The organism is Alteromonas sp. H02 (assembly GCF_059682525.1).
In genome coordinates, this window is sequence record NZ_CM185021.1 from 3,810,122 (window position 1) to 3,829,714 (window position 19,593).

The window sequence follows — 19,593 nt, forward strand, 5'->3', positions numbered from 1 at the left end:
CGAGCGCTTCGCCCGCGGCTAATCGTCGTTGTGCTCTTCGACGATGTGAGTGGACATGTCCAGCAGCACTTGGTTCACATGCTTGTCGTCCACCTCATAGAAAATTTGCTTGGCCTGGCGCACCCCCTTCACAAGGCGGGCTCCACGCAGCAGCCGCAGGTGGTGACTGACCAGCGACTGCGAAAGCTCGAGGGATTCCGCGATGTCCCCAACCGAGGAGGAACCCTTCATGCAGCACAGCATTATTCTCAACCGAGACGGGTCGCCCAGTAGGCGGAAGGTCTCGGCCAGGATCGTAACGTCATTCTGTGACAAAGAAGCCAGATCGTCGCTTGCACCGCGGGGCGCGTTAACTTGTTTGCGTAAAGTCATTTCTCAAAAATTCCAACTCTCGAACAGCTACTCATGCCGTTCAGAATTAACGAGGCTGCGATAATTTGATCGCACTCGCCGACAAAGATCAGGAGACAGCCTGCGAGCCAAGGCGCGCCGCGTCTATGCGCAGCGAAATCGTCCAAACCAGCAGCGCTCAAAATAGGGCTTAACCTTACAACATAGTAACCCTCAAGTACCCTGTATGTCTAATTTCAATTTTGAGAAGACACCTTGAGCATGCCATTAACAAGTGCTGGTCGTGCCACCGTAGCAGCGATCAGCCTGCCCATCGAGGGCATGACCTGCACGAGCTGCATCGTCCGAATCGAGTGCGCCCTGACCAAGGTGCCTGTCTCTTGATCACATCTCATTGATCAAGAGACTTGGCTAACAGGTAACCTTCAAGGATGGTTTGTGGTAAAACTATCCTTCCCATAACCGCTCCCTGCCGACTCGTCCCGTCCTTTTTGAATCAAACCAACCCACTAATTTTCCGAGACTTATACAAACCCAATAAACACTTGGAGTTCGCTTCGGTACTTTTTTCTTTTCGACTTTTGACCACAGCAGCTTCCAATCACTCACAAACTTACTTGTTAGCACTGATTAAATAAAGTTGACTTTAATCATATGAATTTTAATAAATTAAAAATCAGGCCGCATGCGACCTCATCCTGACGACAAAGGTCTAGCTTTCGAGCTAAACTGCGTATTCCCACCCATGGCGATCACCTAATAACATTGAAGGGAGTCGAAAGTTTAAGGGCAGCTTTCTATGTCCTGCAGATGGGAAGTATCCGCGAGGTAGAGAGCCTTCAGTATTGGGCAGTCGGGTTTTTCATTTCCCGCGCAGCAAGCAGAGAGTGTGGTAAGAATTGATGCCATACGTTGAAATTCTTCAATTTTTAAGGTTAAATCATTAATATGAGATTCAACTATACTTTTAACATCTGCACTCTGACGCGAATGATTTCCCCAAAGAGAAAGTAACTCTCCTGCCTGTGACAGAGAAAAACCGAGATCTCGACATCGACGTATAAAATGTAACTTATAAACATCGGCATCTTTGTAGATCCGATAACCAGCCTCTGTTCTGGAGACTGATGGTATTAGCCCAACCTCCTCATAGTAACGAATCATTTTCGCCGAAACTCCCGATAAGCGGGCTGCATCACCAATGTTCATCTTCACCTCCCAAATGATTTTTACTAATACTGTAGTTAGCTTTAAGTAACATAGTTTCGGGTAACATTTATTGAAGGAAATTTCCTAATCCATTGAACCAAGTAACCATTAACCTGTTCCCAAAAATCTCACCAGCCCCCACCTAACTTCAGGTTAAACCTTCCCCTAACCGGAAGGTCAAGAGAAGTCGATAGATTTTTTGTATGATATTAAAATCTTGATCGTTTAGATTTCCCACATGGTTTAATAATAAATAATTCTTAAAGTTCAAAAATAAATGCCGACTTAATTCATCTGACTCCACTGATCATCTAGTGTTCAAAAAATTATCTACCCATTGAACCATTGCTTTAACCAAATCATCATCATATGCGATGTGCTGACCATGGCGCTGTTCTGGCGAGGGCAGCCTCAAGGTGTCATCGTTCATACTGATAGTTGGACCATTGCAGTTTTGAGAGTCAAATTCATTAGAGATCCGATTGCATTTCGAGCTCTATCGAGTGATTTTGCTTCAATGAGTTCAGCAATAGTAAAGAGCACCATAATCATCGCAGCTTCTGGCCACTGTCTAGAATTAAGGCCCATAACTGCCATATACATCCCCTTATTTCTTTTTAATCAGTTTTTCCTCTACAGGACAATCCATTTGCATAATGCGGATTTCAGTTCGCCCCCCCCAGATTATTTAATCTTTGTAGGCGCAGCCGCGCAACAGTCTCCACTAAGGCCATGATCATCTTGATCATGCGATTTCTGGTCATGGTCATGGCCACAACCTTTGTAAGTAGGCTTATCATGATTTAGGTCTTTTTCAACATGCGAATGGTTGCAATCATTATGAACATACAAATGACCATTCGCCTTGTTCAATTCGCCTGATTTCTGAATCTTGCCTCCCACAACCAAGCTTAATTTTTAAATACAACTAGCAGCTTCCTTCCTACTAGAGTTTTACTTTTTTGCGGGACCACTTGCCCAATATGTTTACTATACTGACTACTGAAGACCCTAATCTAACTACAGAGTCAAGTTCAAACGAGGGATATATGAAAATTGGTGAGTTGGCGCGTAAAGCAGGCTGTCCGGTAGAAACGATTCGTTACTACTAGAAAGAAGGTCCACTGCAGGCACCTTTACGAGACATAGGAAATAATTATCGTCACTACGACAAAACCCGTCTTGAAAAACTACTATTCATCCGCCGCTGCCGTTCTCTCGATATGACCCATGAGGAAATTCGCGCTTTGCTGTTAGCAATCAATAATCAGGGTAAAGAATGTGGCCCGATAGATGCAATCATCAACGCCCACCTAATTCACATTCAGCATCGAATCAAAGAATTAGTAGCGTTAGAAGAGCAACGTAAGGAGCTGAATGCTTTTTGTAGCGCTGACCGCAGCATAGATAAATGTTGCATAGTCCAAAAATTGACAGCTGATGAAAGTGATAGCGATCTTTCCTTAACCGCACCAACCAACCATTTAGGGGGGCATTAGTGATGCCACGCGCTTGTTTAAAATGAAGGCTATGTTCGGATTAACTGTTGTTGAATCGAAAAGAGCCTGTTTTCGTTAAGGTTTTCTGGATTATCCATAAACCTGAACCAACCCAGGTAGTGTTCCAAGTATTTTGTGGCTACTCCGTGAAACCGTTTTATCCACGCTTTCAGACGGCTGTGATAGGCGTTAACATTCTGAATATGAAAGACTTTATCTATCACCTTAACACCTCCCGCCACGTCTAAGCGCTTGTGTATTAAATCATTTTTCTCAGAAAGAGCTATGTAGGGCTTATATCCATCACTACATAACACACTGTCTTTCTCTAATTTTCCTGCTAGCTCCTGATGCAGAGTTGCCGATGTAACACTTGGCACAACGGCCTCATACGTATTCTTGGCTCTGTCTCTGACCGTTAAAACGGGCACCCAGTCATCTTTTGAACGCCCTCGTTTTTTCGCTTTCATCCCTCTTTTGCGGGGCTGACGAGTCATCCGTTTTGAGCCTTTCTCTGAGTAGGGAAAAAGTGTTTCGTCAGCCTCGATAATACCTTCTAGTTTGCTCGCCTTCAGTGCTGATGGTAGCGCTAGGAATCGATGCCGCCACCTGAACGATGTTTCAAGGTGGAGACCACATTCTTCGGCACATTTACGCAATGGCTTACTGTCCAGCATACAGCGAATATATTCTAACCAAAGCTCTTTGTACCTCAGTCGAGCTAGCGGTGTCGCCGTTGTCGCTACAAAGGTTTTGCCGCAGTTCTTGCAGCGATAACGCTGCATCTTGTTTACCTTGCCGTGCCGATTGATCAGTGAGCTATGGCAGTGCGGACATTCAGGGTTTTCAACCATCCGCTCCTCAAGCTCTGTTATCAACTGTGAGACGCTATCAGTGCCTTTCAGCAGCTTCTCAACATAACGGGTTTGACTATCTGTTAAGTGTTCTAACTCGGCTATAAGCTTTGTAAATTGTGCTGGGATCATGATCAACCCTCAATAACTGTATCCATATACAGTATAGCAACAATTTAGCAGAACATAGCCAAAATGAAAAAAATGTGATGGTGTTAAAACTGCGTAGTCTTACACCATTATGGGCCAATTTAAAGTACTACATTTTGCCGCTCAGCTTATCTCCAGAGCGGCGCTGTACCGCTCCTCCTCGGTTTACGGTGCGGGCTTTGCCCGAAGCATTGGTTAATGTCCTAAGAATAGGACATTCTGACCGCTCATCCCCAGCACAACTCCGGATTAAAACTCGTAGTTTCTCAGTCATTTGACGTGTACTTTCCATACGTCGTTCTAAGTCAGCAATGTTCTCCTGAGCCAGGCGTTTAACATCAATGCTCTGGCGAGATTTGTCATTCCATAACGTAAGCAAGCCTTCTATATCTTCCAGAGAGAACCCGAGATCTCGGGCACTACGAATAAAAACCAATCTATGAACATCATTGAGAGCATACTTACGATAACCTGACTCCGTACGCTCGGAGGCAGGGATTAATCCAATTTGCTCGTAATAACGAATCATCTTGGTGGATATTCCTGATTTACGCGATGCTTCTCCGATATTCATAAGCCCACCTTGTTAATGCTCAGCGTTAATGCTCAGCGTCCTCAACCAAAGGAGGCTGGAACCGACGCAGACGCAATGAGTTTCCCAGAACGAACACGCTTGATAGCGCCATCGCCCCTGCTGCAAAAATTGGAGAGAGCAGTATTCCATAAGCTGGGTATAGCAGTCCTGCAGCCACTGGAATCAATGCTGCATTGTAAGCAAATGCCCAAAAGAGATTTTGTCTGATGTTACCGATTGTTGCCTTAGACAATCCAATAGCATTAGGAACTCCCTGCAAGTTTCCTGACATTAAGACAACATCAGCTGACTCCACGGCTATATCTGTTCCTGTACCAATTGCAAGTCCAATATCTGCAACTGCAAGTGCCGGGGCATCGTTTATCCCATCGCCGACAAAAGCAACTTTACCGTAATTTTCTTGCAGTCGACGCACCGCTTCAACTTTGCCTTCAGGTAACACTTCCGCAACCACTTCATCAATATCTAATTGTTTAGCAATAGCCTGAGCTGTATTCGCATTGTCACCGGTAATCATGGCGACCTTGAGACCAAGCTGATGTAATGCCTTTATAGCTACTGGAGTACTTGATTTAATAGGGTCAGCTACAGCAATAATTGCAGCCAACCGACCATCTATAGCAACATAGAGAGGTGATTTCCCCTCATTCCCGAGGCGTTCAGAAATCCGGGAAAAATACGTTACCTCCAATGCTAACTCACGCATAAATCGATCAGCGCCTACTTCTACAAGGCTCCCTTCAACAGTCGCTCGTACTCCCATACCAGTGATTGAATCAAACTCAGTAAGCTCTGGCAGTAAAATGCCGTCTCCTTCTGCCGACTCAACAATAGCGCGAGCAATAGGGTGCTCAGAACGTGATTCAACTGCGGCAACTTTTGCTAATACCTCATTACGTTCAAAACCCTGAGCTAGTTCCAGATCTGTCATGACTGGACGACCTTCAGTCAGAGTTCCGGTTTTGTCTACAGCAACAACTTTGGCATCTTTGAGTAACTGTAGGGCTTCTCCCTTGCGGAATAAAATTCCCATTTCTGCACCACGACCTGTACCAACCATGATAGATGTCGGTGTCGCGAGTCCCATTGCACATGGACATGCAATGATTAGCACTGCCACAGCATTAACCAATGCGAAAGACAGGGCTGGTGATGGACCAAATACTAACCAAATCAGGAATGTAAAAAGTGCTGCCAACATCACAGCTGGAACAAACCACAATGTCACTCTGTCCACAACAGCTTGTATAGGTAACTTTGACCCCTGGGCCTGTTCTACCATCCGTATGATTTGTGACAGCATTGTCTGACCACCAACCGCAGTAGCACGCAACCTCAGTGCTCCTTTCTGGTTCACAGTCCCTCCGACAACTCCACTGCCAACGATTTTTTCCACTGGTATAGGCTCACCAGTTATCATCGATTCATCTATAAAACTGGTACCTTCACTTACCTCTCCATCGACCGGAATCCTTTCTCCCGGGCGAACTTCGATAATGTCTCCAAGCACAACGTCTTTGACAGGAATATCATTCATTACGCCATTACGGAGCACGTGCGCCTCCTTAGCCTGCAAGCCTACTAAGCGTTTGATAGCCTCAGACGTTCTCCCCTTAGCTCTCGCCTCCATAAATCGTCCCAAAAGAATGAGAGCGACAATCACTGCAGCAGCTTCGTAGTACACATTAACGGTACCCTCAGGCAAAAGGTATGGTACAAACGTAGCAACCACAGAATAACCAAAAGCAGCAATAGTCCCGACAGAGACCAGTGAATTCATGTCAGGAGCAAGCCGCGTAAGAGCAGGAATGCCTTTCATGTAGAATCGACGACCTGGAACCACTAAGACTAACAATGTCAATACAAACTGGACGTACCAGCTTTCCTGGATCCCAATGGTATTCATCACCCAGTGTTGCATTCTTGGAATCATGTGAGATCCCATTTCGAGAACAAATACCGGCAGAGCCAGTGCTGTTGCAATAACTAAATCTTTCTTTAATAAAGCCTTCTCTGCGTCCTTTCTTACTTCAGACTCATTACTGACCTGATTTTGGGTATCGATGACACGGGCTTCATAGCCAACTTTTTGAATAGCAGATATGAGATCGTCTATGCCAGCCACTCCGCGAATAGTTGCCCTCTCAGTTGCAAGGTTAACCGTTGCCGCCTTTACACCATCAACCGCTAAGAGTGCCTTTTCAACACGGCCAACACACGAAGCACATGTCATACCTTGCACTGAAAGTTCAACGGATGTTACAGGAACTTCATATCCTACCTTTTCAATTGCTTCGATTAACTTCAGTCGATCAACAGGAGCTTTAAGATGAATATCCGCCAGCTCAGTCGCAAGATTGACACTTGCGTTTACGACGCCTTCAACTTTGTTTAAAGCTGCTTCAACTCGTCCTACACAACTTGCACAGGTCATACCCTCAATAGGTAAGCTAACCCGGGCTTCAGCATTGCTGGAGAGCTGGTTTTTATGAATGCTCATGATGTATTTCTCATTGTTGGTTCAGATATTAAACAGTCTAGGGCTTACCATGATGGGAAGGTCAAGCGTATTATTTTTAACCTCATGAACACAACAAATGAAGCGCCATCATTCCTGATATTCATCCAGCTGTTTGGTAGTGTGTAACTCTAACTCAAAAGAAACGAGCGCCTAAATCTCAAAATATCAGGCTAGTAGCCTGTTTGAATGTGCTCCCTCAAGAAAAGCCCCGCTAACTGCCTTTTGCAGTGGCGGCGCTAGCATTCTTTTCGGTATTCATGGCCGCTGCTTGTAATCAAGCTAAGTGAATGGGAAACCTATTAACTGAAACGCCGTCATGGTAATCGGGGACGGGGTGGGATGACGCCCAAGCCGTCAGAAATCTGGCCGCTTGGGCGTTTTTTATTGTTATAAGGTGCCCAGTAAAACGGCGCTGATTGCTGGAATTGTTGTGCCAATGACTTCTTGAGTGCTAGCAACAACAGGTAAAGTTGCAGACATGACACTTTCAACGACTGTTGGTGTGTTGTAGAGACCCATACCGCCACCAATGCCCAAGGCAAAGGCCATCAAGCTTTGGCGAGCGATACCGCCCACAATACCCACCAGAACCATGGCTCCCGCTACGATCCGTCCCAAAGTACCTTGGGTCCAATCTTTTAGGGTATCCCACACATCGGTGAAAGCATCACCACCGGTGCCTGCAAATGAGGGCTCCGAAATCATTAACGCCATTAAACCAAGCGCACCAATGGTCATTAGGCGCTGAGTCTGAATGCTGCGAACTGCATTTGTCATTCGTTAGTTTCTCCGTAGATACTCAAGTTATCGCGCTTACCATCAGCTCCCGCTGAGGCTGAATCGCTTTGAGTCTGAAGTGGACGTAGCACTGGCGAAACCGTTCGAGGTGCTGACACCCCAATATCCCACCGGCGCGGTTCAATTTCGGTAAACACGTAGCTGGATAAATTCAGATCTCCACGGTCATCCTCCCAAGGCGCAATCCAAATCCGCATTACCCTTGAAGGAATGCGAATAGGTGCAGATTGCTGCGTCTCGGGTAATGCTGGATGGCTCAGCAGTCCTGTCTCTAAATCAGATTGTGAATACCCAGAGGGAGAACCAATTCGAGTCGCCACAGCATCAATCGTCTTGGGTGCAGCGCCATAACTGGTAAGCTCATAGACTTCACGAGCAGATAAACAGCGCACACCGTCAGGCATACCTGGGCATCCATATTCACTACTCCCAAGACCCAATGAACTACAGCCAGACAATAAGGTTGAGCCGACTGCCAATAAAAGTAATCCAGCTTTAGACCACTGTTTTGACTGGTGCTTTGGGTTGTTCTGCATTGATGTCGTCATGGTTAACTCTCCTCTGGATACACATCTTATTGTCTGAAACGGACTTCGATCGGTTAGCAACATGCAGGATTTTTTCATCTTCTTGCACCACCCCCTTGAGAAGTGGCCAACGACAACGAGGCACCACGAGTGACTATGACTTCAATTTTCCTTGCAGCGTCTACCTCTATGACTGGGAACATATTTTCAGCCATGTCCAAATAGAACTTGGCCACTCTATCCAATGCTTTACCTGTGCCTTTAATCGCAGCGCCTTGTAATGCTTCTTGGCTCATGACTTGCTGGTACAGCTGAGTATCACCGGCATTACCCGTCTGAATCGTCGGAACAGGATTTACATCAAATGCGCCAGCCAAGCCCTGAAGGAATCCGGCCATCATCGACTTGGCCACCAGCTGGCCTTGTTTCGACACCAATCGGCCACGAATGCCGGCTTTGCCGTCTTCACCTACAGCATAAGAATCCAGTCGTGTTTCAATGACGCCACCGTCTTCTCTCACACATGAAATGGTCTCGCCTCGCAAATAAGCACGCTCAGAGCTCAAATCACCGTAACCTGCGGCGATCAAGAAACACTCTTTGATATCCGCTCTAAATCGGTTGGGTAAAATGGCTTCCTTTTGAATCCTCAGCAATGCAGGAAAAGGTTCGCGTCTTGCGGACTCGTGAGTAGGTGCATCCAAACCTGTGATCAAAGTACCTGAGATGATGCTGCCCGCCGGTAAATACAAAGGCGGCGCTTCTTGCACAACAACCTCTGGTTCAGCAACCACTTCAGGCTCAATCATACGAATCGTGATTGGCGGCAATGGAACATCCCGTGCTCGTGAACCTTGGCCACTGGCTGGCTGCCGATAGAGCGGATCTGGCAGCGGCGCATTGGCAAAATAGTCGTCTGGGTTAGACGGCAGTGGCTTTTCGTCTTTAGGCAATTCCATGGCAGATAAAGGCACTTCAAAACGGCTATTTGTGCCTTCAACTGCTGCATCACCTCCAGCGCGAACATCATTAAGTTCCGCTCGAAGGCGAACCAACTCCGCATTGACCTCACTTGGTATAGAAGGCGAACCTGGGCTTAGCCGTCCTGAATCGACGTCACGACGCAAGCGCTCAACTTCACGACGTAACTGTTCATTGCGCTCACTGAGTAGTTTTACGTTCGCAGCCAAACTATCGACCCCAACATCACGAGTATTGGTATCCGTAAGAATGTGCCGGATCGTTTCCTGCCGGTTCCGACTGTTCGCGCCATCGTCAGGATTAGGTGAAAACACCATCACCATAAGGATGAGACCACCAGCAATACCTGCAACCGATAGGCCCCGCTTCATGTTCGGGCTCAATTGCTCCCATTGTGCTTTCATCGTTATTCACCTCCTACAAGAAGCGAAGGTCGCTGACTTTCCACCGCTTCTTCACGATGATTGCGAACAACCACATACAACTCAGTCTTTTCGCCCGGCAACAAGATATTGCGAGGCCAGTAGGCGCTTGCCACTATACCTGGTGCATTGCAGGCTATCTCACTGGCTTCTATCGGCTCATCGGCAAAGCTTTCAACCAGTCCTACATAGACGGTGAAGTAATGTCCCGTCACAATTTGCCCCTGTTTAAAACCAAACTTTAAGCCAGGCTGAAAACATTTCGGGCTTGTGTCAGTTTGGCCAGCTAAACGGATGTCATAGCCTTGTGGTAACTCATTTAGTGCAAGGCGTCTGAGTAAATCACGTAAGCTATCGACGTATGGCTGAGCCGTTTCCCAAGTGGCGGCTTTTCGGTTCACGACGCCCTTAATAGGCCACTGCTGACCATCAATAGCTAAGGTGATTTCACGCGGTGGAATACGACGAGGTACTAAGGTGACAGATAATGCGGGAGCTTCCTGACCAGGCGGAGTGATGTAAAGTGAAACCGGTGATTCTTTGTCCGTGGCTACATATACAACATTCCCCTTGATTTGCGTCTGAGCATCACTGGTTGTTCTCACCTGAGGCGATTCAAACGGCGTCACAATCCGATTCAGATGACCAAGTGCTACAGGGATCAGTTCATTAACCCCCGGTGTCATCAGTAGCATTGTTGGCGTATCCGCTGCAACCGAATTGCTTTGAACCGGTGGATTTGCAGTAGCAGACTGCTTCATCACACTGGCTGGTACAATCGGCAATTCCACGTCTGCATAAGAAGCTTGAGATAACAGGACGCCACTCAAGCTCATTGCGATTAAGCTTGGTATCATCCATCGACTAATTTTGGTTCGCATCATTCACCCTCCGGTTTTGCTCTTGGGTCAACTTTTCACGAACTCGCTTCGTTCTAGCTTGCCCCTCATACGTATCCATCCAACTGAGCTTTGGACGGTATTGCTCAATATCGATGTCAAACTCATAGGTGCGAGTTTGGCGCTGTTCATCTCCAGATGGTCCAGAGACCAAGGAATAACCGGTCACAAAGACATGGCCGGTTTCATACTCATACTCCACTTGTCTGGGTTGGAATTTGAGCGTGACTCGGTCTTCCCGGATTTGTCTTGCCTGAATCTCCAGTGCATCGACCACTTGCTGGTACACCGCTGGAGAAAGTAGCGGCTCAATAGCAACCCGGATAAAAGACACATTACCCGGCGTCACGTTGCCCATAAGCTCAGCCAGGTAGAGCCCCCAGGATTCCAAGTAAGGCTGAGTAGCCTGGTTTCGTGACACTTCAGCCGTTTCAGACAAGGTTGGCGGTTGAATGGCTACCACGGTATTGCGAGAAAATGCCGCTACCGCAAGCAGCAAGTTAGATAGCACCAGCACTGCAATCAGGAACCGTTGCCATCGGTTCTCTAATTGCGTGCCTTGCCATGATTTTAAAAACACGTCGAACTTCACGGCAGATAGCTCCTGATAAATGGGTTAGGGATCGTCTTGGCTTTGGTTGGCAACAGTCCGCCCCAGTAGATGGCGTGAAGAATAAAACCATCTGGGCGGCCATCACGAAAACGCCGATAGAGCTTGGTTGTTACCAACCCCAACAGGCATAAAACCAAGGCATTACCGGTAAAAATGCCGATCACTAGCCCCAACAGAATGGGAGCCATCTCATCGGCACTCCAAAGCAGGAAGTGCGGCGGGTCATCGATATAGGATGGAATATTTACAGGTTCCATAGTCACTCCTCGTTGTTTGAATTGAGAAGTGAAGGATGCCTCGGGATTGGCAGCTTCAGTGGTCAGCTAGATGCCGAATTCTTGAAGGTTTTGAGGGTTCTAATCAGACAATACTAACAATTGATCTTTTTGATGCGGTTGATATGATGGGGATATTGGTCGTGTCGAGACCAGCTGCCCACTTTAGCAAACCCGGACGGGACGACATGCATATCAAATTTATTTTTTGCTTAGGTTTTTTCTGCGACCTCGGCAGTGGGCACCGTATTCGCTAATAGGAGAAACTCAATGCAAATTACTAAAATCATTTCCTCTGCCTCGGTTGAACGTTTAAAGCAAAAAGCACGAAAGCTTAAACGTGAAAAATCCATTACACACACTGAAGCACTCGATGAAATTGCAGTATCTGCTGGTTTTAATCATTGGCATCAGGTTGTACAAGCTAATGACGTACTGAAACCATCAGAAGTGGCATTATCTTCTGGATGTGTCATGGCTTTTGATGTCAAAGATGGTATGGATGTCGATACCAGTGATGGGGTTTTAATTAAAGACCACTTATTGGAGATACTTACTGAAAAGCAGCTATTTGAAATTTATGCCAACTCCCCTGATGAGGACGACGAACAAAACAGGCCGCTAAAAGAAACGCTATCGGATTCAGAGCTTCATGAGTATTTTCGAGATGATTGCTCATTCATGTACTTTCGTCTTGCCGAGCCTCATGCAAACAAACCGTTAAAAGAAGTATTGGCTCTTATACGACAGTACTCTTTTTGGATGCCTCAATATATTTGGCTTCAAGGCCACCTTATTGATACTTACCATTTGCCTGCTGAAGACGAGAACGGCAATACCGTAGGCGTAAGGTTTTAGCTCTACAAGATGAGGCCTGATGGGCCTCATATCTTCTTCTGCAAGTGACTTAACGCCAACCCCGCCATCAATGCCAAACCGATGATCAGCGACGGTAACACCACCGGTGGAATAGCCAGTGGGGCGAACAATCCCATAAACAGCAAAATGACACCTGAGCCCAGGATAATCATGCTGTAGCGGTGAATGATAGGGCTCGAAAAATCAAATGTTGTCTTCTTAATCTTCCAGGTCATTAAGCCATCCCACAACGCCGGCAACATGAGAATAAGCGCAAAGGGCAACCAGACCATCAGCAACGCAAATCGAGTGAACACTTGGTACAGCACATCAAAAAATGCCTGAATACGGTCTTCTACCCACACAAACCAAAAGCCTCCCATGTTCTCCATCCCTTTAGAACGAAGTCGCTGTTCTTCAGTGGGGATTAGAAAATCACGCACAGATTGCTCCATCTGCGTATCCACAATCCATGACTGATACCAGCGATGGCTAGTTTGACCAATCCAATAGCTTGTTTGTGCGCCCAATTGGTTTTGGATCATCTGCTTCTCTTTACTGATGACCCGGCCAGTCCAATCACCGGGCACTAACACGCCAATGGCAATAATCTCCAGCATCAGTGCCAGACACAGCAGCCAAACGGACTTATGCTTGCTCATGCCAAACATCCTCTTCTACTCGCGCCAGCATGGCTGCAACGGTTGGCGTCATAATCCGAGCTTTAATCACTTGCTGAAGCCGCTTTGTCGATGTATGGTCACTGACATAACGCACATCAATACGTCCTTCAGCCAAATACGCCATCCGATTTGGACGATTACGAATCCAGGTGTGGAAATACACACCATCCACGGCGGCCCACTCGAAATGGTCAGGATCACGCAGGCGAATCCCCGTTAAAGCACTGGCGGCAGCCCAGGTCAGTGCCTCAATGAAATGCCAAAGGCGTACACTATCATCATCACAACTGACTTCTTCATAACTGCCCAAGCCATTACACAGACACAAATCAAAGATGGAATGGCCATCTAAAGTGAGCGCATCTGTTAAATAGTCCGCCAAACAGTGCACTGAGGCCAAAGCATGAGGCCAGTCGGTTTCAAGTAGTCTTAAGGTTTCCTTGAACTGGGGATTATGTTGCTGCCACTGAGCGAGCATTTCTTTACTGGTAAGTGTTGTCATTTTCAGACAGACAGAATGATGCATACAGACTCCTTATGCTGCCTGTGTAGAGCTGGTTAAAATAGGAATGCGGCCTTTGATCACGCGGCCACCTGAAAGCTTGGCGATGTACTCCAGGTTGGGAAGCTGGCCTAATAACTGCGGTGGAAACATATCGCCTTCTTCCTCCATCAAGCGTTCGCCATGATTGCCGGTAAACAACGCGGGGCTGTCCGAGTTGGACGACATACCTTGAGTTTGCATGATGTACTGCAACCGAGTCTTAGGCAGATTGTCGGTAATGTACTGCTGCGTTTCGGCATCCATCACCCGAAGGGCTATCAAGTTGTTGATGTTACCTAACACCTGGCGAGCCTTAGCTTCACTGCCTGTACGAGCTGCAAAGTCAGCAAAGGTCTGAGTAGCAATTACACAACGCATTTTTGCGCCACGGCCTTTGTTGAGCAGTTGAATGAAGGGATCGTTGACGACTTCAGCCGCCTCATCGATGAAGATATTTACGGGACGATTTTCAACACCATAGTTATAGCGATCACCGGCCACAGCAGTGAGATCGGACAAAAGCAACGAACCAATGGCGCTGCCAACCATGGCGTCAGTTAATGAATCCAAGCCGATATACGCCACTTGGGCATTGTTGATAATACGGCCAGAATCCGTAATTAACCGGCTGTCATCCACATCGTTTGCAATCGGTGATAACAGTGGCCCTAATTCACTTGATGTGAGCATATTGAGCACCGGCATCAGTGAGGCCACCATCTTGGGGTTCTAGGGATTTTCCCCTCTAAAAAGACATAATCCTCTGTAGACCACACCAATAAATGGCTGCGGAGGTGGTTTACTTTCAGCTTGGAGCCTAATCATCCACTATCGGCCTTGTTATTTCGCCAATATTGGGCAATTTCCCAGTATTAGTGAAGTTATACGTTCCGCTTAAGTTGATATTTTGCCACGCAACGGGCGAAACAGCACGAGTGATACCCGCTTTCTCTTCATCTCCTCTCGCTTCAAAGTGTCCCAGCAGATGACTCAGTATCGCGGAGTTGAAGTAGATGATCGCGTTGGCAAGCAATCTTGCACATTCATTCCAGATAGCGATTTCACTCTCGTTTTTGCCTCGGAACTGATCGCCATTCACCGACGCAATAGCCCGTCTCAGGAAGTGCCACGCTTCTCCCCGGTTAAGGGCACGCTGAACGTACTGCCGCAAACTGGCATTGTCTATGTAATCCAGTAAATATTGCGCTTTGACCAGTCGATTATACTCCGTCAGCGCCTGTAATGTCGGGTGCCCCGAAGGATAACCAGACAACTTTCTTACCAGCATTGCCTGTGTCGTTCGCTTTGTCTGAAGTGACAGAACAATGCGCCTAATATCCTGCCATCCCGTTTCGATGACATTCGTCCTGATGGGCTTTTTCAGGGCAAGGTTGGTGCCGCCGTGTTCATTTTCAGTTACGTCAAACAGATCATTGATGACACTACTGAACTGCGCGTATCGCGGTGCAAAACTGTAACCGCATAGATCCAGTAAGGCGAAGTTAACATGATTGACACCGTGTGTATCTGTCGAGAGTACGTCAGGTTTGATTTCACTGCTGTTGGATTGTAACAGGTCATAAATATAGTGTGATTCGTGCTCGTTGGAACCGATGATCCGAGCATTGAGGGCGCTGTGGTTGGCTACCAGTGTCATGGCCGTGATCCCTTTATTGGTGCCGAAATACTTAGAGGAGTACCGGGTTTTAAAGGTTTCCAGATGGGTTTCGAATTTCTGACCATCCGCACTGGCATGCAACTGGTCCTCCTGAATATGGTAGTGGCGGAAGATGGGTAGCGCTGCAACCGCATTATTGATCACATCGCTGGCATCATGCAGCGTTTCAGGCCGGATATAGTTGGCCTGCACCGTACTCAGGTGTTCATAGCTTCGATCGGAGATCTGCGCCATGCCATACACACCACGGTGAGTGGCGTTGGCAATCAGAATGACCAGTAAATCATCCTGATGAGTGAACCCTTGTTTTTGTATCGGAAGTACATGAGTCAGACATTTCATGAACCCGGTTTCGCGCTCTACATACCGCAGTACATCCGCGATATCGACCGGTTGCATTCGCTTAAAAAAGGGATTGTTGACCAGAGATGTAGCGCTTTTGGTCGGCAGACGCCAGCGGGTACCGGTACGATTTTTCATGATCACATTTCGATTGTCTCCCTCATCAATATGGAGAGCAACGTCTTTGAGCGCACTTTCCAGCCGGTGTTGTTGCTCCTGTAACAATAACTCTGCGGGCTGTTTTAGTCTGTCCAGTGTTGATGAGGCCAGCAAGGTATCCTGCGATGTCTGGGGGATCAGGTCGTCTTCCAGTGCGCGGTATTTGGTAACATTTGGCAAATAAATGCGTCCGTTCAGTCGCGAAGTCAACTGGCGGTAGAGCAGCCATTCGTAACGTTGCGGGTTAACGTTATCCTGTTTAACCAACCATGGGAGGTGCTTTTTCGGGATGAGCGACGTATCCATCGTCTTCAGTGGTCCACCGGATGCGATTTCCGTCTGAATCTGTTGAAGTTGGGCGACGACGGCTTCTGAGCCTTTACCGGCCTCACAATCAAGGCACAAGAACACCTGCCTTAACAGTTGCTTCAGGAGATTGCATTGTTCATCGTAATGTTGCCACTGGTACTCTTCCACGGTCCGTTTCTGTTTTTTCAGGTAAAGGCAGAGGGTCTGGATATCCCTGTCATTCATGACCTTCAATGCCTGTTGTCTGACTACTGAGAAGGGTTGATTATCATCAATGTTCTCATCCACAAACAGATGCAGTAACTCTGCCGCTTTTGTGACATTGTCCGCGGCTGACTGCCAGGACAGGAACACTGCTTGTTGTGCAAAGGTGTTGGCAGCTTCTTGTTGCTTGCGGATATGGTAAATGAACCCATCAGTTAACCGTTCCAGTGCCAGTTGTATCCGCTCTGTCAGGTGACATAGCAACCATAGATGCTGCTGTGCGCGTTTGAATCGTTTGAGTTTACTGCCGTAATAGTTGATGAGCTCACCGAAGTGTTGTCGATTTTTAAGAGACAGATTAAGCCCATCGATAACGCCATTGATTTGCGTGCGCCATGGCGCTAACTGATGATAAAGGGCAAGCTCTTTTTTAAGCTCAGGTACGGTCAGACTTTTTGCACCGCCTCTGAGCTGGTTCAGGCTTAGTCCGTCATCAATGGCTGTTATGCTGTCCAGAAAGACGTGAAGTTCAGGACTGGTGAGTTGATTAAGTTGGTGCGCCAGGTCTTTTCTGACCTGCTGCATTGTTCTGCTTATCAGTCTCTGGAGTACGGTATACCTGGGGATAGCAATGCTGTGACTGGCTAGGAATTCAATAGCAGTATCAAAGAGGTAACGCGGCTCCAGCCAGGCATTGCCCACCTGAACAAGGTGGTCGAAAAGAGAATTGAAGTGCTGACTTTCGTCCCATTTGTGATAACCAGCAAGGTCTAATACTTTTGCGTAGAGTCGATCTTTTTGTTTTTGTGAGGGAGTGAATGGTCTGAGCCCCTTGCCGCCAAGCAGCTCTTTACTGATGAACATTAAATCCTTAGAAACCTGCGAGTAAGCGATATCTAGGATGACGGGCTTTGATTTGAAGTATCCCAAAATCGCGACAAAGTAACATCTATGAGCTCTGAGACGAATTGACCGAAAAACTGCCAATTCCGCATCGTTCAGAGAAAAGTACAGACGTTGTTCTTCGATTGAAAAAATGGGTGGGGAATAAAGATCTGCCTGTTCTGCTCTCGTGAGAATAGTAATTTCGTTTTTGATGGCCATATCAGGGCTGTTCCGTATTAAATGTACGATATTTACCTAATTTGCCACACTTATAAGTAGTAACCCACCTCCGCAGCCATTTATTGGTGTGGTCTACAGAGGATTATGTCTTTTTAGAGGGGAAAATCCCTAGAACCCCACAAACCGCCAATACAGGCTAGCAACTTGTCGTTACGTAATAAGGATGCGACCCTGGTTGAACGCCAGGGGCCCGAACCACTACGGCAATACCTCCAGGCAGCGACATCCGACAACACACGTAAAGCCTACCGTTCGGCCATTCGACAATTTGAAAAATGGGGTGGTCGCCTGCCCTCGGATCGGGATACTGTCGTGCGTTACCTGCTGGCCAGAGCCGAATCGCTTAATCCCCGAACCCTGGATCTGCACCTGACCGCTATTAGCCAATGGCACCATTATCAAGGGCTCATCGATCCAGTAAGTGATCCGTTGGTCCGCAAAACCATGGAAGGCGTTCGTCGTACCCATGGCCAACCCAAGCGCAAAGCCAAGGCATTGCGCTTGGAGCACGTCGCCCAAATAGTGAATCATTTGCGGCAACTACCAACCACCAAAAAGAAACTGAGGGATATCGCGCTGGTGTTGACCGGCTTTTTCGGTGCCTTTCGCCGTAGCGAATTGGTGGCCATTCGCTACGGTGATCTGGTGTGGGAACCTGAAGGACTTCTCATCCGGCTGTCTAGTTCCAAGACCGATCAACAAGCCTCCGGCTTAGTGCGAGCATTACCTTTCGGTGCACCAGACTGCTGTCCTGCTACGGCCATGAAAAACTGGATAGAACTGGGTGGCATTAATGAAGGTCCGGTTTTTCGCCCCATTAACCGGTGGGATAAGATTCAGCCTAAAGCGTTGAATCCCAGTGCCATTAATGAATTACTCAAGACTTTGGGTAACGCCTGCCAGTTCGATTTTGTACCGGAATTGAGCAGCCATAGCTTCCGGCGCGGCCTCTCTACATCGGCAGCCCGAGAACGAGTTGATTTTGAGTTGATTAAAAAGCAAGGCGGATGGAAGAGCGATGCCACCGTCTGGGAGTACATTGAAGAAGGACAGCAGCTCTCCAATAACGCTACCCATATATTGATGGAGAAAATGGCGGTTCTTATAGATACCGTTCGGGTAAAAGAGATATGAACATGACAAGAACTATCAGTAAAGTTGCCAAAGAACTGGCTATCAATATAGAAACCGTTCGCTTCTATGAGCGTCGTGGATTAATAGAGCAACCGCCAAAACCCGAGTTGGGCTACCGCCATTATCCCGATGAAACGGTTAATCGCATCCGGTTCATTAAGCGGGCGCAAGAATTGGGGTTTACCCTGGAAGAGATCGCCAACCTGCTAAGCTTGAATGACCGCCCATGTGCTCAGGTGCAGGAGCTGGCCGAGTATAAACTCAGCGCCGTCATGGAAAAAATTGCCGATCTGAAGCGGCTCGAAAGCGCACTCAAGGCATTATTGACGCAATGTCAGAGTAATAACGATGACTCACATTGTCCCATTATCGACTCCCTGCAACCTTAATTAGTTTTACACGGGCATCACAAAAACGTTTGACTCCGTACATAGGTACGGAGATTACACTTGCTCCATACACTGAAATCAGAGGAGTAAGTCGTGTCACAGAAAGAATCCAATCTACCTATTATTGGCGGCGTTATCGCGGCTGTTGGCGCTGGCCTGTGCTGCGCTGGTCCTTTCGTGTTGTTGCTGCTAGGCGTGAGTGGCTCCTGGATTGGTAATTTAACCTTGTTAGAACCTTATCGTCCCATTTTTATCCTGCTGGTTTTAGCCTTATTTGGCTTCGCAGGCTGGAAGGTCTATCGCCCCGTTGAGGACTGTGAGCCAGGCACCGCCTGTGCAGTTCCTCAAGTGCGAAAACGCCGGCAGGTGATCTTTTGGTTAACGGCACTGACTGCGTTGGTGCTAGTCACCAGCAATTATTGGATTGTCTGGTTTGCCTGAATACTTTCTTACCGCTCACTTTTATTAATGACT

General features: G+C 47.3%; 18 protein-coding genes and 3 pseudogenes. 5 read left to right on the top strand and 16 right to left on the bottom strand.

The annotated features are described in order from the left end of the window. Positions 1–18 precede the first annotated feature (18 nt). From AC566Q_RS17705 to cueR (AC566Q_RS17715), 3 genes and pseudogenes are all read right to left on the bottom strand, one after another. Positions 19–372 carry an ArsR/SmtB family transcription factor gene (locus AC566Q_RS17705; protein WP_011788489.1) on the bottom strand — a complete coding sequence of 118 codons (354 nt, stop codon included), beginning with the start codon at positions 370–372 and terminating at the stop codon, positions 19–21. A 370-nt stretch (positions 373–742) separates the two neighbouring features. Beyond that, a pseudogene (locus tag AC566Q_RS17710) lies at positions 743–951 on the bottom strand (IS4 family transposase); the annotation flags it as partial. 183 nt (positions 952–1,134) lie between these two features. Further along, positions 1,135–1,560 (bottom strand): Cu(I)-responsive transcriptional regulator, encoded by a 426-nt coding sequence (gene cueR, locus AC566Q_RS17715; RefSeq protein ID WP_011788488.1) that lies wholly within the window; start codon positions 1,558–1,560, stop codon positions 1,135–1,137. A gap of 1,049 nt (positions 1,561–2,609) precedes the next feature. Here cueR (AC566Q_RS17715) and AC566Q_RS17720 point away from each other — a divergent pair. Next, positions 2,610–3,059, top strand: a pseudogene (locus tag AC566Q_RS17720) (Cd(II)/Pb(II)-responsive transcriptional regulator). A gap of 29 nt (positions 3,060–3,088) precedes the next feature. Here the strand turns inward: AC566Q_RS17720 and AC566Q_RS17725 are convergent. The 9 genes from AC566Q_RS17725 to traL all read right to left on the bottom strand — a co-directional run bounded on the left by AC566Q_RS17725 (position 3,089) and on the right by traL (position 11,676). Then, on the bottom strand, positions 3,089–4,045 hold the full coding sequence (locus AC566Q_RS17725) for an IS1595-like element ISAma5 family transposase (RefSeq protein ID WP_499608922.1): 957 nt from the start codon (positions 4,043–4,045) through the stop codon (positions 3,089–3,091). Positions 4,046–4,172: 127 nt separating this feature from the next. Next, positions 4,173–4,637 carry a Cu(I)-responsive transcriptional regulator gene (gene cueR, locus AC566Q_RS17730; RefSeq protein WP_015066558.1) on the bottom strand — a complete coding sequence of 155 codons (465 nt, stop codon included), beginning with the start codon at positions 4,635–4,637 and terminating at the stop codon, positions 4,173–4,175. Positions 4,638–4,662: 25 nt separating this feature from the next. Then, positions 4,663–7,158 (bottom strand): heavy metal translocating P-type ATPase, encoded by a 2,496-nt coding sequence (locus tag AC566Q_RS17735; RefSeq protein WP_011788479.1) that lies wholly within the window; start codon positions 7,156–7,158, stop codon positions 4,663–4,665. Between the two features lie 408 nt (positions 7,159–7,566). Next, complete coding sequence (gene traA, locus AC566Q_RS17740) at positions 7,567–7,956, bottom strand: TraA family conjugative transfer protein (RefSeq protein WP_011788478.1); 390 nt, start codon at positions 7,954–7,956, stop codon at positions 7,567–7,569. After that, positions 7,953–8,525, bottom strand: a complete 573-nt coding sequence (locus AC566Q_RS17745; RefSeq protein ID WP_015066557.1) for a TraV family lipoprotein — start codon at positions 8,523–8,525, stop codon at positions 7,953–7,955. Before AC566Q_RS17745 ends, traA begins: the two co-directional genes overlap by 4 nt. Positions 8,526–8,599: 74 nt before the next feature. After that, the gene (locus AC566Q_RS17750) at positions 8,600–9,889 is read right to left on the bottom strand and encodes a TraB/VirB10 family protein (RefSeq protein ID WP_011788476.1); all 1,290 of its coding nucleotides are present in this window, start codon (positions 9,887–9,889) and stop codon (positions 8,600–8,602) included. A gap of 2 nt (positions 9,890–9,891) precedes the next feature. Continuing rightward, entirely contained in the window at positions 9,892–10,788 is an 897-nt protein-coding gene (locus tag AC566Q_RS17755) for a TraK domain-containing protein (RefSeq protein WP_020743644.1), read from the bottom strand. Further along, positions 10,772–11,398: a TraE/TraK family type IV conjugative transfer system protein gene (locus tag AC566Q_RS17760; RefSeq protein ID WP_000667170.1), complete on the bottom strand. Its 627-nt coding sequence runs from the start codon at positions 11,396–11,398 to the stop codon at positions 10,772–10,774. Before AC566Q_RS17760 ends, AC566Q_RS17755 begins: the two co-directional genes overlap by 17 nt. Continuing rightward, positions 11,395–11,676, bottom strand: coding sequence for a type IV conjugative transfer system protein TraL (gene traL / locus AC566Q_RS17765; RefSeq protein ID WP_011788474.1), 282 nt, complete (start codon positions 11,674–11,676; stop codon positions 11,395–11,397). Before traL ends, AC566Q_RS17760 begins: the two co-directional genes overlap by 4 nt. A gap of 288 nt (positions 11,677–11,964) precedes the next feature. Between traL and AC566Q_RS17770 the strand changes: the two genes are divergently transcribed. Continuing rightward, the gene (locus tag AC566Q_RS17770) at positions 11,965–12,552 is read left to right on the top strand and encodes a hypothetical protein (protein WP_011788472.1); all 588 of its coding nucleotides are present in this window, start codon (positions 11,965–11,967) and stop codon (positions 12,550–12,552) included. A gap of 26 nt (positions 12,553–12,578) precedes the next feature. Here the strand turns inward: AC566Q_RS17770 and AC566Q_RS17775 are convergent, their stop codons facing one another. The 4 genes and pseudogenes from AC566Q_RS17775 to AC566Q_RS17790 form a co-directional block, all read right to left on the bottom strand. Beyond that, the gene (locus AC566Q_RS17775) at positions 12,579–13,214 is read right to left on the bottom strand and encodes an IncC plasmid conjugative DNA transfer DtrJ family protein (protein WP_011788471.1); all 636 of its coding nucleotides are present in this window, start codon (positions 13,212–13,214) and stop codon (positions 12,579–12,581) included. Continuing rightward, complete coding sequence (locus AC566Q_RS17780; RefSeq protein WP_011788470.1) at positions 13,201–13,761, bottom strand: hypothetical protein; 561 nt, start codon at positions 13,759–13,761, stop codon at positions 13,201–13,203. Before AC566Q_RS17780 ends, AC566Q_RS17775 begins: the two co-directional genes overlap by 14 nt. A gap of 9 nt (positions 13,762–13,770) precedes the next feature. Next, positions 13,771–14,502 (bottom strand): annotated as a pseudogene (locus AC566Q_RS17785) (TraM recognition domain-containing protein); the annotation flags it as partial. Between the two features lie 94 nt (positions 14,503–14,596). Further along, positions 14,597–17,575: a Tn3-like element ISShfr9 family transposase gene (locus AC566Q_RS17790; protein WP_273604201.1), complete on the bottom strand. Its 2,979-nt coding sequence runs from the start codon at positions 17,573–17,575 to the stop codon at positions 14,597–14,599. Positions 17,576–17,740: 165 nt separating this feature from the next. Here AC566Q_RS17790 and AC566Q_RS17795 point away from each other — a divergent pair, with 165 nt between their 5' ends. From AC566Q_RS17795 to AC566Q_RS17805, 3 genes are all read left to right on the top strand, one after another. Continuing rightward, the gene (locus AC566Q_RS17795) at positions 17,741–18,730 is read left to right on the top strand and encodes a tyrosine-type recombinase/integrase (protein WP_499608954.1); all 990 of its coding nucleotides are present in this window, start codon (positions 17,741–17,743) and stop codon (positions 18,728–18,730) included. A 2-nt stretch (positions 18,731–18,732) separates the two neighbouring features. Continuing rightward, positions 18,733–19,119, top strand: coding sequence for a mercury resistance transcriptional regulator MerR (gene merR, locus AC566Q_RS17800; RefSeq protein ID WP_040133151.1), 387 nt, complete (start codon positions 18,733–18,735; stop codon positions 19,117–19,119). 93 nt (positions 19,120–19,212) lie between these two features. Then, positions 19,213–19,560, top strand: coding sequence for a mercuric transporter MerT family protein (locus AC566Q_RS17805; protein ID WP_007642845.1), 348 nt, complete (start codon positions 19,213–19,215; stop codon positions 19,558–19,560). Positions 19,561–19,593 lie beyond the last annotated feature (33 nt).